The 14,833-nt window shown below is 72.1% G+C and carries 16 protein-coding genes, 1 pseudogene and 1 riboswitch; of the genes and pseudogenes, 14 read left to right on the top strand and 3 right to left on the bottom strand.

Annotated elements, in window-relative coordinates; all coding sequences use genetic code 11:
- Positions 1 to 101: 101 nt before the first annotated feature.
- Entirely contained in the window at positions 102 to 1,433 is a 1,332-nt protein-coding gene (locus NHG27_RS09200) for a LacI family DNA-binding transcriptional regulator (protein ID WP_193720780.1), read from the bottom strand.
- On the opposite strand from NHG27_RS09200, the gene NHG27_RS09205 reads away from it, so the two are divergent.
- The 4 genes from NHG27_RS09205 (at position 1,432) to NHG27_RS09220 (ending at position 5,427) form a co-directional block, all read left to right on the top strand.
- Positions 1,432 to 2,175: a glutamine amidotransferase gene (locus tag NHG27_RS09205; protein ID WP_497016046.1), complete on the top strand. Its 744-nt coding sequence runs from the start codon at positions 1,432 to 1,434 to the stop codon at positions 2,173 to 2,175. The genes NHG27_RS09200 and NHG27_RS09205 overlap by 2 nt on opposite strands.
- A complete protein-coding gene (locus tag NHG27_RS09210) occupies positions 2,175 to 3,146 on the top strand; it encodes a ribokinase (RefSeq protein ID WP_497016048.1) in 972 nt (323 codons plus the stop codon). Before NHG27_RS09205 ends, NHG27_RS09210 begins: the two co-directional genes overlap by 1 nt.
- Positions 3,147 to 3,298: 152 nt before the next feature.
- Positions 3,299 to 4,381: a DMT family transporter gene (locus tag NHG27_RS09215; RefSeq protein ID WP_497016050.1), complete on the top strand. Its 1,083-nt coding sequence runs from the start codon at positions 3,299 to 3,301 to the stop codon at positions 4,379 to 4,381.
- On the top strand, positions 4,378 to 5,427 hold the full coding sequence (locus tag NHG27_RS09220) for a phosphotriesterase family protein (RefSeq protein ID WP_497016052.1): 1,050 nt from the start codon (positions 4,378 to 4,380) through the stop codon (positions 5,425 to 5,427). Before NHG27_RS09215 ends, NHG27_RS09220 begins: the two co-directional genes overlap by 4 nt.
- 89 nt (positions 5,428 to 5,516) lie before the next feature.
- On the opposite strand, the gene NHG27_RS09225 is transcribed toward NHG27_RS09220, so the two are convergent.
- Positions 5,517 to 5,786, bottom strand: a complete 270-nt coding sequence (locus NHG27_RS09225; protein ID WP_193720775.1) for a DUF4235 domain-containing protein — start codon at positions 5,784 to 5,786, stop codon at positions 5,517 to 5,519.
- A 164-nt stretch (positions 5,787 to 5,950) separates the two neighbouring features.
- Positions 5,951 to 6,077, top strand: a riboswitch (TPP riboswitch).
- Positions 6,078 to 6,134: 57 nt separating this feature from the next.
- On the opposite strand from NHG27_RS09225, the gene NHG27_RS09230 reads away from it, so the two are divergent.
- The 4 genes from NHG27_RS09230 to NHG27_RS09245 all read left to right on the top strand — a co-directional run bounded on the left by NHG27_RS09230 (position 6,135) and on the right by NHG27_RS09245 (position 10,583).
- Entirely contained in the window at positions 6,135 to 7,229 is a 1,095-nt protein-coding gene (locus tag NHG27_RS09230; RefSeq protein WP_497016054.1) for a thiamine ABC transporter substrate-binding protein, read from the top strand.
- Positions 7,230 to 7,240: 11 nt separating this feature from the next.
- A complete protein-coding gene (locus NHG27_RS09235; protein WP_321575471.1) occupies positions 7,241 to 8,932 on the top strand; it encodes an ABC transporter permease in 1,692 nt (563 codons plus the stop codon).
- Complete coding sequence (locus NHG27_RS09240) at positions 8,932 to 10,152, top strand: ABC transporter ATP-binding protein (RefSeq protein WP_497016056.1); 1,221 nt, start codon at positions 8,932 to 8,934, stop codon at positions 10,150 to 10,152. Before NHG27_RS09235 ends, NHG27_RS09240 begins: the two co-directional genes overlap by 1 nt.
- A 104-nt stretch (positions 10,153 to 10,256) precedes the next feature.
- Positions 10,257 to 10,583, top strand: coding sequence for a DUF4235 domain-containing protein (locus NHG27_RS09245; RefSeq protein WP_193720772.1), 327 nt, complete (start codon positions 10,257 to 10,259; stop codon positions 10,581 to 10,583).
- A 10-nt stretch (positions 10,584 to 10,593) separates the two neighbouring features.
- Here NHG27_RS09245 and NHG27_RS09250 read toward each other — a convergent pair whose 3' ends face one another.
- Entirely contained in the window at positions 10,594 to 10,836 is a 243-nt protein-coding gene (locus NHG27_RS09250) for a hypothetical protein (RefSeq protein ID WP_497016077.1), read from the bottom strand.
- Here NHG27_RS09250 and NHG27_RS09255 point away from each other — a divergent pair.
- From NHG27_RS09255 to NHG27_RS09280, 6 genes and pseudogenes are all read left to right on the top strand, one after another.
- Positions 10,768 to 11,127 (top strand): condensation domain-containing protein, encoded by a 360-nt coding sequence (locus NHG27_RS09255; protein ID WP_497016059.1) that lies wholly within the window; start codon positions 10,768 to 10,770, stop codon positions 11,125 to 11,127. The two genes, NHG27_RS09250 and NHG27_RS09255, sit on opposite strands and share 69 nt — an antisense overlap.
- Positions 11,079 to 11,300: pseudogene (locus NHG27_RS09260) on the top strand (hypothetical protein); the annotation flags it as partial. The gene NHG27_RS09255 and the pseudogene NHG27_RS09260, both read left to right, overlap by 49 nt.
- A gap of 37 nt (positions 11,301 to 11,337) precedes the next feature.
- Complete coding sequence (locus NHG27_RS09265) at positions 11,338 to 11,799, top strand: condensation domain-containing protein (protein ID WP_497016060.1); 462 nt, start codon at positions 11,338 to 11,340, stop codon at positions 11,797 to 11,799.
- Positions 11,796 to 13,031 (top strand): MFS transporter, encoded by a 1,236-nt coding sequence (locus NHG27_RS09270; protein WP_497016062.1) that lies wholly within the window; start codon positions 11,796 to 11,798, stop codon positions 13,029 to 13,031. Before NHG27_RS09265 ends, NHG27_RS09270 begins: the two co-directional genes overlap by 4 nt.
- A 110-nt stretch (positions 13,032 to 13,141) precedes the next feature.
- Positions 13,142 to 13,885 carry a dihydrofolate reductase family protein gene (locus tag NHG27_RS09275; protein WP_497016064.1) on the top strand — a complete coding sequence of 248 codons (744 nt, stop codon included), beginning with the start codon at positions 13,142 to 13,144 and terminating at the stop codon, positions 13,883 to 13,885.
- A 190-nt stretch (positions 13,886 to 14,075) separates the two neighbouring features.
- The gene (locus tag NHG27_RS09280; protein WP_497016065.1) at positions 14,076 to 14,780 is read left to right on the top strand and encodes a DUF3558 family protein; all 705 of its coding nucleotides are present in this window, start codon (positions 14,076 to 14,078) and stop codon (positions 14,778 to 14,780) included.
- Positions 14,781 to 14,833 lie beyond the last annotated feature (53 nt).

Below are 14,833 nucleotides of genomic sequence, written 5' to 3' on the forward strand. Positions count from 1 at the left end.
CCCGGCTGGACGCCGGGACCGCGGCACTCGACGTCGAGGTGCGGCCACCGGTCCCGCGACACTACCGGACCGCGCGGGCCCGCCGCGGCAGGACGCGGGCCTCAGGCCGACGGCGGCGCGACCGACCCGCGGATGACCAGGTGGAGCGGGAGGACCGTGCGCGCGGGCTCGAAGCCGGCGTCGACGGACCCCTCGACGGCGGGCGCCTCCCGGCGGGACATGGCTCGCTCGAGGGCGTCGACCGCGGCGAGCGCGAGCGCCGCGACGGGCTGCTCGAGCGTCGTGAGCTGGGGGCGCAACCACTGGCCGATGCGGATGCCGTCGCACCCGACGACCGACAGGTCCTCGGGGATGCGGATGCCGTGGAGCTCGGCGGCGCCGAGCATCCCCACGGCCACGATGTCGCTCCCGACGAACACCGCGGTGGGGGCGTTCCCGGGGCGGGTGAGGTACGGGAACGTCGAGGCGCCGAACTGCTCGGTGTACGGGCCGTGGCGGATCAGGTCGGGGTCGGCCGTCAGGCCCGCGTCGGCGAGCGCGTCGAGGAAGCCGCGCTTGCGCTCCTGGGTCGTGGAGAGCTCGGGCGGGCCGGCGACGTGCGCGATCCGGCGGTGCCCCTGCTGGATGAGGTATCTCGTGGCCTGGTAGGCGCCGCCGTAGTTGTCGACCGTGACCGTGTCGACCGCGAGGTCGAGGTCGATCTCCTCGTCGATCACGACGACGGGCAGCCCGCCCTCGACGGCGCGGGCGAGGCGTTCGTCGGTGCGGCTCATGCCGAGGTAGATCAGCCCGCCCAGCACGTCGGTGCCGCCGATCAGCGGGCTGAGCCCGCCGTCGCGTTCGCCGTGCTTGCCGGACACGGCGACGACCAGCGGGATCTGCCGGGAGGCCGCGAGCTCGGCGCACTCCTCGGCGAGCGTCGTGAAGAACGGGTTGGTGAAGTCGGGCACGACGAGGGCGAGCACGCCGGGCGTCGTCGTCGCTCGTGCGGGCGCTCCTGCGGAGGCGCCTCGCTGCCGGCGGGCCCCGGTCCCGCGGTACCCGAGCGCGGCGACGGCGGCCTCGATGCGGGCCGCGGTCTCGGGCTGGACGTTGAGCTGACCTCGGAGGTACCGGGAGGCGGTGGACGTCGAGACGCCCGCGTGTTGCGCAACTTGCGTCAGCGTCATCGTCGCCGCCTCTCTGCTCGTGCCTCCGGCCGTCGGATGCTCCCCGAGCCTATCGCTGTGCTGGTCGCGAGAGGTGCGGGGGGCCGTGGAACCGCGGGATCGGGCCGTTCCGACGCGCGGCCTGCGGGCGGCGCGAGGGGGTGCGGCGGCCCTCGGTTGACACCAGCCTGACGCACACCTAGGTTGTTGCGCAACAGCAACACAACATTGCGCAACGTCGCCGATGTGGCGGCGGAGCCCGAACCGTCCTGAGGAGAACCGCATGAGCCGCGTGCTGCTAGCCGGAGAGTCGTGGATCAATGCCGCGACGGACTACAAGGGCTACGACGCCTTCCCGCACGCCCAGCTGGAGATCGGCTGCGCCGCCCTGCTCGAGGCGCTCGCCGCCGAGGGGCACGAGGTCACGCACCTGCCGTCGCACCTGGTCGCGACCGACTTCCCCTCCACGCTCGAGGAGCTCGACGCCTACGACGTCGTCCTCCTGTCCGACATCGGGGCCAACACCCTGCTGCTCCCGCCCGTCGTGTTCTCCCAGGGACGCCCCTTCCCGAACCGCATCAAGCTCCTCGCCGAGTGGGTGCGTCGCGGCGGCGGCCTCATGATGGCCGGCGGCTACCTCAGCTTCCAGGGCTTCCAGGCCAAGGCGAACTACCACGGCACCGCCGTCGAGGCCGTCCTGCCCGTCGACATCCTCCCGTACGACGACCGCGAGGAGACCCCCGAGGGCATCGGTGGCGTCCTGACCGACGTCGAGCACCCCGTGACCGCAGGCCTCGACGCCGAGTGGCCCATCCTGCTCGGGTACCAGAAGCTCACGGCCAAGGCGGACGCGACCGTCCTCGCCACGATCGAGGGCCGCCCGCTCGTCGCCGTCCGCACCGAGGGCGAGGGGCGCACGCTGGCCTTCGCGTCCGACATCTCCCCGCACTGGGCCCCCCGTGAGTTCATGGAGTGGTCCGGTTACGGCACGCTCTTCGGCCAGGCCGTCACCTGGCTCGCGGGCTGATGAGCGCCCACCCCGGGGCCGGGGGCACCTCCGCCCCCGCCCCCGCCCCCGAGATCACGGTCGTCGGCAGCCTGAACATGGACATCCGGCTGACCGTCGACCGGATCCCCCGCTCGGGCGAGACGATCAGCGCGACCGGGCTCAAGCGCTCGCCCGGCGGCAAGGGGGCCAACCAGGCCGTCGCCGCCGCGCGCCTGGGCCGTCGGGTCGCGATGGTCGGAGCCGTCGGGGACGACGACGCGGGCCGCGAGATCACGGCCCGGCTCGTGGCCGAGGGGCTCGAGGTCTCGTCGGTCGACGTGTCCGGGCACCCCACCGGCACCGCCGTGATCCTGTGGGAGCAGCCCGAGTCCACGATCGTCATCGAGGCGGGCGCCAACGGCGACGTCGACGAGGAGTTCGTCGACTCGCGCGACGCCGCAGTCCGGGCCGTCGCCGACGCGCAGGTCGTCCTGTGCCAGTGCGAGACGCCGCTCGGCTCGCTCGCCGCGGTCGCGCGCCTCGCGACCGGCACCACGATCCTTAACCCGGCCCCCGCGGTCCCCGTCCCCGCCGAGATCCGCGACCGGTTCGACGTCCTGGTCCCCAACCGGTTCGAGCTCGCGACCCTCGCAGGCGCGACCGAGGCCCCCGAGGCCCTCGCCGACGTCGTGGCCATGGTGCGCGGGCTCGCCTTCCCGGGCGACGTCGTCGTGACCCTCGGTTCCGACGGCTCGGTCGTGGTGCCCCGCGACGGCGGGCCGACCGCGGTCCCGGCCGTGCGCGTCGACGCGATCGACACCACGGCAGCCGGCGACAGCTTCTGCGCAGCGCTCGCCGACGGCCTGCTGCGCGGCGAGGACCTCGTCGGGGCCGCCCGCTGGGCGTCCCGCGTCGCGGCCCTCACGACCACTCGCGACGGGGCCATCGAGTCCCTGCCGCTCGCCGACGAGGTCCCTGCCCTCCCGCAGAGCCCGACGCCGGAGCACTAGCCCTCCAGACCTTCTCTCCCCGCACGACCCCCACCCAGAACGACCCGCACGACCCCCACCCAGAACGACCGCTCACCGTCGATCCAGGGCTGGTCGTTCGATCGGTCCTCCGATCCGACGTACCGTCGAAAGATGAAAGGCACGGCCAAGCAATGAAGCACACCACGCCGGGGTCCGTCTCCCGCCCGGGAGGCGCCCAGACGACCAGCCCGTCGGCCCAGCGCAGCAAGGTCAAGAGCACCGCGACCGCCCTGCTCGTCCTCGCGACCGTCCTCGCCGGGGCCCTCGGGCCCATGCAGGCCGCGGTCAACGGTCAGCTCGGCAAGTCGATCGGCGACGGCCACGCGGCCGCCCTCATCTCGTTCGGCACGGGCCTGGTCCTCATGTTCGTCATCGTGTTCGCACGGCCCGTGACGCGCCGCGAGGCGCTCGCGATCCCGAGCCTCATCAAGGGCCGCACCATCCCGTGGTGGAACTTCCTCGCAGGTCTGTGCGGCGCGGTCATCGTCCTCTCGGAGGGTGTGACGGTCGGTGTCCTGGGCGTCGCGACGTTCCAGATCTCCCTGATCTCGGGTCTGGTCATCTCGGGCGTCGTGTGCGACCGCCTGGGGGTCACGGCCTCGGTCAAGCAGCCGCTCACGTTCTTCCGCCTCGCCGGCGCGGTCCTCGCGATCGTCGCGACGGTCATCGTCATCTCGCCGAACTTCTCGGCCCCGCACACCATCGCCCTCGCGATCATGCCGTTCGTCGGCGGTCTCCTCGCCGGCTGGCAGCCCGCGGGCAACGCGGCCGTCGCCGACGCCACGGGCTCGATGCTCGTCTCGATCGGCTGGAACTTCCTGGTCGGCTTCACGGCCCTCGGCATCGCCTACGCGATCCGCGCCATGACCTCGGGCGTCGACTTCCAGCTCCCCGGCTCGTGGTGGATGTACCTGGGCGGCCCGCTCGGCCTCCTCTCGATCGCCCTCATGGCTCTCCTGGTCCGCGGGCTGGGGCTGCTGCTCCTGGGGCTCGCGTCCACCGCGGGTCAGCTCGTCGGCTCGCTCCTCATCGACGCTGCGATCCCGTCGCTCGGCCACACGATCTACGCCGCCACGATCATCGGCACCGTGATCGCGCTGATCGCCGCGGTGATCGGCATGATCCCGTCGGGGAAGTCGCCGGAGGCGACAGCCGACACCGCAGTGGCCGCCGCCGTCGGCGGTGGTGAAGCAGGAGAGGTGAGCCCGCGATGAACGTCACGCCGGCAGGGTTCGTCCAGACGGTCACCGGACCCGTCGCCGCACAGGACCTGGGGCTGACCCTGCCCCACGAGCACCTGTTCAACGACCTCTCCGGTGTGCTCGACGCGCCGAGCTACGAGTTCTCCCAGGCCGTGGTCCGCGAGCCGGTCTCCGCCTCGGTCGCCTGGGCGCTGCGCCAGGACCCGTACTGCTGCGCCGACAACATCGCCGACAAGCCGGTCGCGGCCGTCGAGGCCGAGATCCGCAGCTTCGCGGCCCTCGGCGGACGGACCGTCGTGGACGCGACGTCGAGCGAGGCGATCGGGCGCAACCCCGAGCGCCTGCTGGACGTGGCGCGTCGCACGGGCCTCAACGTCGTCATGGGTGCGGGGGCCTACCTCGAGAAGTTCGAGGGTGAGCGCATCACGGCGCAGGTCGTGGACGCGCAGGCCGCGGCGATCTCGCGCGAGCTGTCCGAGGGCGTCCGGGACACGGGCATCCGTCCGGGCGTGATCGGGGAGATCGGCGTCTCGCCGGACTTCACGGCGGGCGAGCGGGCGTCGCTGCGGGCCTCGGCCCTGGCTCAGCTCGAGCACCCGCAGGTCGCGATGCAGATCCACCTGCCGGGCTGGCAGCGTCGGGCGCACGAGATCCTCGATCTCGTGGTCGACGAGGTGGGCGTGCGGCCGGAGAAGGTCGTGCTGTGCCACATGGACCCCTCGGCCGAGGACCCCGACTACCAGCGGGCCGTCGCGGAGCGCGGGGTGTGGCTCGAGTTCGACATGGTCGGCATGGACATCACGTACCCCAAGGAGGGTGTCTCGCCGGACCCGCACACGACCGCGGGTGCGGTGCACCGGCTGGTCGAGGCGGGGTTCGCGGGCCAGGTGCTCATGAGCCACGACGTGTTCCTCAAGCAGATGTGGGTGCAGAACGGCGGCAACGGGTTCGCGTACGTGCCGACGGTCTTCACCGAGATGCTGGCCCGGCGGGGCGTCGAGCGTGACGTGCTGCGCCGTCTGACGCACGAGAACCCGGCGGCGATGCTCACGGCGTGACGCGTCCCGCGCCGGCAGAGAGGCGAACGGTCGAGGTGGAGGGTCCTAGCCCTCTCCCTCGACCGTTCGCCTCTGTCCCGTGCCGGGTGTCAGTGCGCGCGTGCGACGAACCGCTTCACGACGCGCTTGGCCTCGCGCCCCGCGAACCGGCGAGCGAACACGCTCGCGGCCGCGGCGGCCGCGGCGAACGTGACCGCGCTGATGATCCCGACCTCCGGGTCGTCCAGGTCCTTGGGGGCGTCGTGCCCCGTGGCCTTGGCCCACGCGTAGCTCACGGCCTTCTGCGCGACCCAGCCTGCGGCCAGCGTCAGCGCGACGGTCGTGACCTTCTCGGCGAGGGTCTGATCGTTGTCGGCCATGTGTTCCTCCAGGGTGCGGGGCGGGGCGGTGCCGCCGGCGTACCCGCAGGCCCGACGGCGAAGCTCACCTCCCACCGTAGTCGTCGCCCCGGGGGCGGCGCGCCCCGGGCGACGCCGTACGCCGGACGGCTGCCCACGCCGTCGGGCCCCGGTGTAAAGTCGCAGGTGAACGACAGGGGAGCGCCGACCGCCCCGGGAACACCGGGCGACGGGCGCTGAGAGTGCGGACCACCGCAGACCCTCGAACCTGATCCGGTTAGCACCGGTGGAGGAAGTCGGGCTTCTCTAGCCTCGCTCACGGGACCTCCCGTGCGCGAGGTCCCCCTCCTGTGAGTCCAAGGAGGACACGTGAACACCATCAGTACCCGCCGCAGCACCCCCCGCAGGCTCGGCCTCGGGCTCGTCGGCGGGATCAGCGCCCTGGCCCTGACGGCGTGCGCCGGCGCAGCCGACAGCGGCTCGGGCGACAGCACCGCCACGGACACCGTCACGCTCGTGACCCACGACTCGTTCGCCGTGAGCGACGAGGTCCTCGCCGCGTTCGAGGAGGAGTCCGGGCTGACCGTGAAGCAGGTCGCGCCGGGCGACGGCGGGGCGCTCGTCAACCAGCTCGTCCTGACCAAGGACGCGCCGCTGGGCGACGTCGTGTTCGGGATCGACAACACGTTCGCGACCCGCGCGATCGACGAGGGCGTCCTCGACTCCTACTTCCCCGCAGGCCTTGCGGACTCGGCCGCGCAGTACGCGATCGGCGACGGCGCGCTGACCCCCGTGGACCTGGGCGACGTGTGCGTCAACGTCGACCACGGCTGGTTCGCCGACAAGGGCCTCGCCGAGCCCGTGACCCTCGACGACCTGACGAAGCCCGAGTACAAGGACCTGCTCGTCGTGACCAACCCCGCGACGTCGTCCCCCGGGCTCTCGTTCCTGCTCGCGACCGTCGGCGCCTACGGCACGTCCGACTCGGGTGACGGCTGGGAGGGCTACTGGAGCAGGCTCAAGGACAACGGCGTCAAGGTCGTCGACGGCTGGTCCGACGCCTACTCGGTCGACTTCTCCGGGGGCGAGGGCAAGGGGCAGCGTCCCCTCGCCCTGTCGTACTCGACGTCGCCCGCGTTCACCGTGTCGGAGGACGGGACGTCGACGACCACGGGCGCGCTGCTCGACACCTGCTTCCGCCAGGTCGAGTACGCGGGCGTGCTCGCCGGCGCCAAGAACCCCGAGGGGGCCCAGCAGCTCGTCGACTTCCTCGTGAGCGACGCGTTCCAGGCGGACGTCGCCGACAACATGTACATGTACCCCGCGAACGCGGACATCGCGCTGCCCGAGGGCTGGGCCGAGTTCGCGCCCCTGTCCCCGGAGCCCTACGAGGTCTCTCCGGCCGACATCACGGCCCACCGCGACGAGTGGATCAAGACGTGGACGTCGACCGTGATCGGCTGAGCACGATCCGCGTGCCCCCGGGGTTGCAGCGCGGCGGGCGGGTCCTCCTGTGGGGGCTCGCCGCCGGGCTGCCGCTGCTGTTCCTCGGGGTGTTCTTCGCCTGGCCCGTCGCGACGCTCGTCGCACGCGGGTTCGTCACCCACGACGCCGCCGGTGCCTCCCTCGACCTCTCCGGCTTCGCCGAGGTGTTCTCCGAGCCGCGGACCTGGCGCATCATCGGCCTGACGCTGTGGCAGGGCGTGCTCGGGACCGTGATCTCGGTGCTGCTCGGCGTGCCCGGCGCGTACGTGCTGTACCGGTGCAGGTTCCGGGGACGCACGTTCCTGCGCGCGTTCGTGACCGTGCCGTTCGTGCTGCCGACCGTCGTGGTCGGCGTCGCGTTCCGGTCCCTGCTGGTCGAGGGCGGCCTCCTGGGGTTCCTGCGGCTCGACGGCACGTTCGGGGCGATCGTCCTGGCGCTCGTGTTCTTCAACTACTCGGTCGTGGTGCGGACCGTCGGTGGGCTCTGGGAGCACCTCGATCCGCGCGCCGAGGAGGCCGCCCGCGCGCTGGGCGCCTCGCCGTGGCGCGCGTTCCGGTCCGTGACGCTGCCGTCGCTGGCCCCGGCCATCGCGTCCGCCGCGTCGATCGTGTTCCTGTTCTGCGCCACGGCGTTCGGCGTCGTCCTCGTCCTGGGCGGCATCCAGTACGGGACCATCGAGACCGAGATCTGGATCCAGACGACCCAGTTCCTCGACCTGCGCACGGCCGCGGTGCTGTCGGTCGTGCAGCTCGTCGTCGTCGTGGTCGCGCTGAGCGTCGCGAGCCGGACCCGCTCCCGGCGCGAGAGGGCGCTCAACCTGTCCGCCGCGACCTCCGCTGCCCGCCCGTTGCGCCTGCGGGCCGACGCCGCCCCGCTCGCGGTGACCGCCGTCGTCGTGCTGGGCCTGATCGCGCTGCCGCTCGTCAACCTCCTCGTGCGCTCGTTCCAGACCCCCGCGGGCTGGAGCCTGCAGAACTACGCGAACCTCGGCACGACCGGCGGCCGCAACGCCCTGAGCGTCACGGTGTGGGAGGCGACCGCGAACTCCCTGCGGACCGCCGCGGTCGCGACGCTGCTCGCGGTCGTGATCGGCGGGCTCGTGGCGCTCGTCGTCTCCCGGCGCCCCCGCTCGCGCACGGGGCGGCGGGCGATCAGCGCGCTCGACTCGGTCTTCATGCTCCCGCTCGGGGTCTCGGCCGTGACGGTCGGGTTCGGCTTCCTCATCACGCTCGACAAGCCCCTCGGTCTCGACGTCGACCTGCGGACCTCCGGGCTGCTCGTCCCGATCGCGCAGGCGGTCGTCGCGATCCCGCTCGTGGTCCGGACCGTGCTGCCCGTGCTGCGCGCGATCGACCCGCGCCTGCGCGAGGCCGCCGCGACCCTCGGGGCGTCTCCCGCGCGCGTGTTCGCCGCGGTCGACGGGCCCATCGCCGCCCGGTCCCTGGGCCTGGCGATCGGGTTCGCGTTCGCGGTGTCGCTCGGGGAGTTCGGTGCGACGTCGTTCCTCGCCCGGCCCGACACCGCGACGCTCCCCGTGGTCATCTTCCGGCTCATCGGCAGGCCCGGCGCGGAGAACTACGGCATGGCACTGGCCGCGAGCGTCGTGCTCGCGGTCCTCACGGCAACGGTGATGATGGTGGCGGAGCGCCTGCGCGGCGACCGCTCGGCAGGAGAGTTCTGATGGACGGAGCCACGGTGGTGGATCGGAGCGAAGGCCTCGACGGCTCGGCTGTGCCGCACGTGCCGCACGTGCCGCACGACCCGGCCAGGGGCGTGGCGGGCCGGGGGCTCGCGGTGCGCGACGTCGTCGTGCACTACCCGGACCCCGCGTCCGGCAAGGGTCCCGGGACGACGGCCGTGCGGGGCGTGAGCCTCGACCTCGCCCCGGGCGAGGTGCTCGCGCTGCTGGGCCCGAGCGGGTGCGGCAAGTCGAGCCTGCTGCGCGCGGTCGCGGGGCTCGAGCCCGTCGCGGGCGGGAGCATCGCGTGGGACGGGCGAGACCTCGCGGGGGTGCCCGTGCACCGGCGCGGGTTCGGGCTCATGTTCCAGGAGGGGCAGCTCTTCCCGCACCGGGACGTCGCGGGGAACGTGGCGTTCGGGCTGCGGATGGCGGGGGTCCGCCGGGCCGCGGCGAGCGGCCGCGTGGCCGAGCTGCTCGACCTCGTGGGGCTCGCGGGCTACGGGCCGCGGCCCGTGACGACCCTGAGCGGCGGGGAGCGGCAGCGCGTCGCGCTCGCGCGCGCCCTGGCGCCCGAGCCGCAGCTCCTGCTGCTCGACGAGCCGCTGTCGGCGCTCGACCGCGGGCTGCGCGACCGGCTCGCCGGAGACCTGCGCGCAGCCCTCGTCGCGACCGGGACCACCGCGCTGTTCGTGACGCACGACCACGACGAGGCCTTCACCGTGGCCGACCGCGTCGCCGTCATGGACGCCGGGCGCCTGCTCCAGCTCGCGGCCCCCGAGGACCTGTGGCGCGCGCCCGCCTCACGGCGGGTCGCGCAGTTCCTGGGCTACCAGGCGTTCGTGCCGCTGCCTGCGGCCGGAGAGGCGCTGGCGATCGGCCCGACGGGGCTCGTGCTGTCCGACGAGCCGTCCGTCCGGGAGGGGGGCCCGGGTGGCCCGGGTGGCCCGGGTGGCCCGGGTGGCCCGGAGGAGTGGTCCGGCACCGTCGTGCGCAGCGCGTTCCGGCGCGGGCGCACCGAGGTCACGGTCGACGTGGACCTCGGGGCGGGGACCCGGCGCGTGGTCGCGCTCGGGGAGCCCGCCGGTGCGCCCGGTCGGGGCGTGCCCCCGGTGCCGGGGCCCGACGGCGCCGCGCAGCACCCGCTCGCGCCCGCGCCGGGGGAGCGGGTCCGGGTCGTGCTCGACCGTGCGGGGTGCGCGGTGATACCGGCGGACTCGTGATCCGCCGGTCCGCGGGCGGCTCCCCGGGCAGGCGGACCGCTGACCGCACCGGCGGCAGCGCCGCCCGTCCTGCGACCCGACGCGCGCCGCGTTAGCGTCGAACGATGACGAGCACCACGAACGACCACGTGTCCGACCGCACCGAGGAGCACGGCGGCAAGGCCGCGAAGATCCTGTACCGCCCGTTCGGGCTGGTCAGCTCGATCATCGGCGGCCTGATCGCCGGCCAGGTGTTCAAGCAGGTCTACAAGCGCGTCTCGCCGGGTCACCGCAAGGACGCACCCACGCCGTTGCAGTCCGAGTACCCGCTGCGCGAGATCCTCGTCGCGTCGCTCATCCAGGGAGCGGTGTTCTCCGGCGTCAAGGCGCTGATCGATCGTGGCGGGGCGCGCGCCTTCCAGAAGTGGACGGGGGAGTGGCCGGGCGACTGAGCCGCTCCTGTCACAGGCCGCGAAAAGGTTGGTTGCGGGGCGTCAACGACATCGTCCTGCCCGGATCGAGCAGCGCAAGGTCGCGCGCCGCCGCCACGGCCCGGCGAAATCTCGCAGAACAGCGCAAGAGCCAGGCATCGAGAGCGACGAGGCAGCCGCCGAGCGTTTCGATGCGTTTGCTTCGATGCCCTTCGACCTCGACGGTGGATCGTTGTTCCGCGCGGAACTCATCGCGGTGAGGGAAGATCGACATCTCCTCATGCTCGCGGCGCATCACGTTGTCCTGGACGGGTGGTCCCTGGGAATTCTCGAGGACGATCTCACGACACTCAGCATGGACGGTGACGCGGACGGGCTTCCCCCGGCGGGTGCGAGCTATCGATCATGTGGTCTGGCAAGCGGAGGACCTCGCCTTGCCGCAGTCGGCTCGTGGCGTCGAGCGTTGGAAGAACCTCCTGGGCGATGCGCCGACACTCTTGACGCTGGGCACGCCCTCTGCCCGCGGCGCGCAGTTCGGAAGGCTCGTCAGTCCGCTGCGCGCTGACCGAGCCGACGGCCTGCGCACTGCAGCGGCTCGCGGACGAATTCGACGTCACGCCGTTTGTGGCCTCGTCGCTCGTCTTCGGGTTGACCTTGGCGGCTATCGCCGGGGTCGGCGACGTGCTGTTTGGGACACCGGTCTCCGGCAGGTATGACCACCGGTTGAATCGGACCGTCGGGATGTTCGCGAATACGGTCGTGCTCGAATACGGTCGTGCTGCGGGTCGATGTCCGGCAGGACCCCTCGATCGTGGATCTCGTCGGTTCCTATCGTGCGTTCACCGAGTCGGCCTACTCTCATCAGGACGTGCCCTTCGATGCCGTCGTCGAGGCTCTCGCGCCCGCGCGGTCTGCGGCCCACCCAACGCTGATCCAGGCCACGTTCTCCTATGACTACAGCCGTGGGAGCCAGTTGCGCCTTCCGGGGGTCGAGGTCCGAGAGATGGAGGGGGTGGGGACGACTTCGAAGTTCGACATCGCGGCCACGGTCGGACGCGGCGACCGCGATTTCGAGTACCTCACCGTGGAGTACTCGACCGATGTCCTGGGCGGCGACGATGTCCAGCCCGTGGTGCGTCTCTTCGAGGCGATCGCGAAGTCGGTCGCCGACGGACAGGATCAACCTGTGAGCAAGCATCTGGACCAGGCACAACATCGAGTAAGGGATCGCGCATGACATTGGGAGACGAGTACCGTCGCATTTGGTTCGGGAATGCGTCGTCGAACCTGGCGGACGGGATAACGTTCATTGCGTTGCCGCTCCTCGCTGCCACGCTCACGGACAACCCGCTGGCGATCTCCGGACTCGCGGTCGCCTATTCGGCGCCTCGCGTTCTGTCCGTCCTCGGAATCGGTGTCCTCATCGACCGCGTTGACCGGCGGCGACTGCTCTATCTTGCCAATTTCTCCCGCGCCGCCATCTTCGCGGTCCTCACGGCACTCGTGCTGGCTGACGCTGCTCCGCTGGTCGCGCTGTACGCCGTCTACGCGGCGATGGGTGTGGTCGAGACGCTTTCTGACAGCACGGCGTTCGCCGTCCTCCCTCAGGCGGTTCCTGCCGATGGCCTCGACCGGGCCAACTCTCAGATTGCTGGCACGCAGACGGTCGTGGACGAGTTCATCGGACCACCTCTCGGCGGATTCCTCTTCGCGATGGCGGCGTTCGCGCCTTCCGCCTTGACCGCGGTGGCCTTCCTGATGGCTGGCTTCGCCTACTGGCGTCTGCGCGGAAACTACTCGATTCCACCGGCCGGGCCGAAGGAGAGCCGTGCCAGTCTGCTGGCTTCGATTCGCGAGGGTGCGGAGTGGACGGCCCGCCACCGCGTCGTGCGGCTGCTCGTCCTTGTCGGCAGCCTTGCGTGTGTCGCCTACATGATCCCCTTCTCGTACCTCGTCCTCTACGCCCGCGATGTCTTGGGGCTGGATGCCACTGGGTATGGACTTCTGCTCTCCTTCTCCGCTTTGGGAGGGCTTCTGGGCAGCGTCGTCGCCACCAGGCTTCGCCGACTGATCGGATACGGGTGGTCGATCGTCGCTGCGTTGAGCCTCGGTGCGGTGTCCTTCATCGTGATCGCCTCGACGACGAATGTTGTGGTTGTGGCGATCGCGCTCGCGGCGTACATCGCGCATGCGGTGGTGTGGAACATCATGGCCGCTTCGATCCGTCAGCGCGCGACACCGGCACGGGTGATGGGGCGTGTCGGGTCGGTGAGCCGTCTGCTGGGACTCATCGGGTTGACGGTCGGGGCCGCGGCTGGTGGAGTGCTCGCGTCTGCACTCGGCTACCGCACTCCCTTCATGATCGCCGGGGGCATCTTCGCGGTCGCGGCCCTGCTGTGCGTGCTGTCCATCCGCAGCCTGCGCGCCTGGGAGGACGAGGAGTCTACGGTCGCCGTGGCGGCGTCGTAGCGGCTGTTGTGTTCGCAGTCGAGTTGGGCGATGGGTCGCCTGACCGGTTCCTCCTCGGGTGCACGGTGCGTCGGTAGGGGCGTGCTTCGGCATGCGGCTGAGGGTGGCCGATGACGTCGCGCCCCTCCGCGCGCCCCGGGCCCTCGCGCGTGCCACGGTGGGACCAGGGCACCGATGAGTTCGAGATCCGGTCCTGGTCCAACCGTCGTACCCGCAGACTCCCGAAGGGCACCACCATGGCGAAGCTCGTCTCGACCCTGTTCATCTCGCTCGACGGCGTCGCCGAGATCGACCCGGACTGGCACTTCCCGTACTTCGACGACCACATGAGCGCTGCGGTCGACGAGGACTACTCGGGCGTCGACGTCCTCCTGCTGGGGCGCAGCACCTACGACAGCTTCGCGAGCGCCTGGCCCGGCCGTGAGCAGGCCGGGGAGGAGGACGCGGAGTTCGCGAAGCGGCTCGGCGACCTGCGCAAGGTCGTCGCGACCCGTCAGGACACGGACCTCGGCTGGCGCAACGTCGAGAGGCTCGACGGCGACCTGGTCGAGGCGGTGACGACGCTCAAGGAGACCCCGGGGCTCGGGAAGGTGCTGGTGCCGGGCTCGCTCTCGGTGGTCCGGCAGCTCCTCGCGGCGGGGCTCGTGGACGAGCTCAGCCTGCTGGTCCACCCGGTCGCCGCCCGCAAGGGGGAGCGGCTCTTCGACGAGGGGGCACCGATCTACCCCCTGCGGCTGCTGCGTTCGGAGGTCTTCCCGACCGGCGTGGTGCACCTCGTGTACGCGCCTGCCGAGCTGCCCGGGAGCCAGGGGTACGACGACGTGAAGGACAAGGTGCCGGGCGGCGAGGGCTGAGCGCGGCGTCGCCGCACGTGGCCGGGCCGAGGGGCCCGGCGAGCGGCTGGGGCCGGGGCGCGAGGGGCGGGGGTCGTGCGCGGCGCGCCCCTGCGGCGCGCCCCTCCGTCGCGTCCCGTCGTGGCGCCACGACCTGGCGCACCCGCCGCGCTTCACGGGGACAACCCCGACCATATGGTTGGATTCGTCGGTGAACTCGTTGCCGAGGCTGGTCCTCTCCGTCGTCCTTCCCGGTGTGCTCGGCACGATGCTCCTCGCGGGATGCTCGTCGTCCGCCGGGGGTGACGTACCGGCCGCGGTCGACGCGCCCACCCCCACGGCAGCGGTCAGCGAGCCGGCAGTCGAGTCCCCGACGCAGGCCGGGGAAGCGGCGTGCGCGCTGGTCGACGCCGACCAGGTGACCGCCCTGGCCGGCCAGGCCCTGGACGGTCCGTACGAGACGAACGTCGCGGGCAACGAGGGGTTCCCGGCTTGCGTCTGGGGCGACCCCGCCGGCACGACGGTCCAGGTGTCGCGCGTCCCGGCCGAGGACTGGGCCGCCCGGCTGCCCGAGATGCTGCAGCAGCTCGAGGCGAGCGGCATGGTCGACGACGCCGAGAACACCCGGAAGATCCGGGAGGCGTCCGAGCTGGTCGGCAGCGGCGAGCAGCTCGAGGCCGCCCAGGCGTGCGACGTCTTCTCGACGATGGTCGAGATCGCGGGAGGCGCACCCGGTCAGACCGAGACGGTGAACATCGTGCCGACGCTCGAGGACCCGCAGGCGCTCACCGGGCAGGCGTGCGCCGACGGGTTCTTCTCCTCGGTGCTCGTGATGCGCTCCGGGATCACGGGGGCCACCGAGGAGATCGCCGTCGTCGAGCAGACGCTCGCGTCCGTGGCGGCCGCCGCCCACTAGCCGCCCCGCTCCGTGTCGCCGGAGCGCGAGAACGGGGTCGAGGTCGTCCGGGC

The organism is Oerskovia sp. 140933 (assembly GCF_059651515.1).

Bases quoted from the DNA above. Each gene is read 5' to 3' on its own strand.
- NHG27_RS09225 (WP_193720775.1), bottom strand. From the start codon at position 5,786: ATGGCCGACAACGATCAGACCCTCGCCGAGAAGGTCACGACCGTCGCG.
- NHG27_RS09240 (WP_497016056.1), top strand. From the start codon at position 8,932: ATGGACGGAGCCACGGTGGTGGATCGGAGCGAAGGCCTCGACGGCTCG.
- NHG27_RS09250 (WP_497016077.1), bottom strand. From the start codon at position 10,836: ATGTCGATCTTCCCTCACCGCGATGAGTTCCGCGCGGAACAACGATCC.
- NHG27_RS09245 (WP_193720772.1), top strand. From the start codon at position 10,257: ATGACGAGCACCACGAACGACCACGTGTCCGACCGCACCGAGGAGCAC.
- NHG27_RS09215 (WP_497016050.1), top strand. From the start codon at position 3,299: ATGAAGCACACCACGCCGGGGTCCGTCTCCCGCCCGGGAGGCGCCCAG.
- NHG27_RS09210 (WP_497016048.1), top strand. From the start codon at position 2,175: ATGAGCGCCCACCCCGGGGCCGGGGGCACCTCCGCCCCCGCCCCCGCC.
- NHG27_RS09255 (WP_497016059.1), top strand. From the start codon at position 10,768: ATGCCCTTCGACCTCGACGGTGGATCGTTGTTCCGCGCGGAACTCATC.
- NHG27_RS09275 (WP_497016064.1), top strand. From the start codon at position 13,142: ATGACGTCGCGCCCCTCCGCGCGCCCCGGGCCCTCGCGCGTGCCACGG.
- NHG27_RS09270 (WP_497016062.1), top strand. From the start codon at position 11,796: ATGACATTGGGAGACGAGTACCGTCGCATTTGGTTCGGGAATGCGTCG.
- NHG27_RS09205 (WP_497016046.1), top strand. From the start codon at position 1,432: ATGAGCCGCGTGCTGCTAGCCGGAGAGTCGTGGATCAATGCCGCGACG.
- NHG27_RS09220 (WP_497016052.1), top strand. From the start codon at position 4,378: ATGAACGTCACGCCGGCAGGGTTCGTCCAGACGGTCACCGGACCCGTC.
- NHG27_RS09200 (WP_193720780.1), bottom strand. From the start codon at position 1,433: ATGCGGTTCTCCTCAGGACGGTTCGGGCTCCGCCGCCACATCGGCGAC.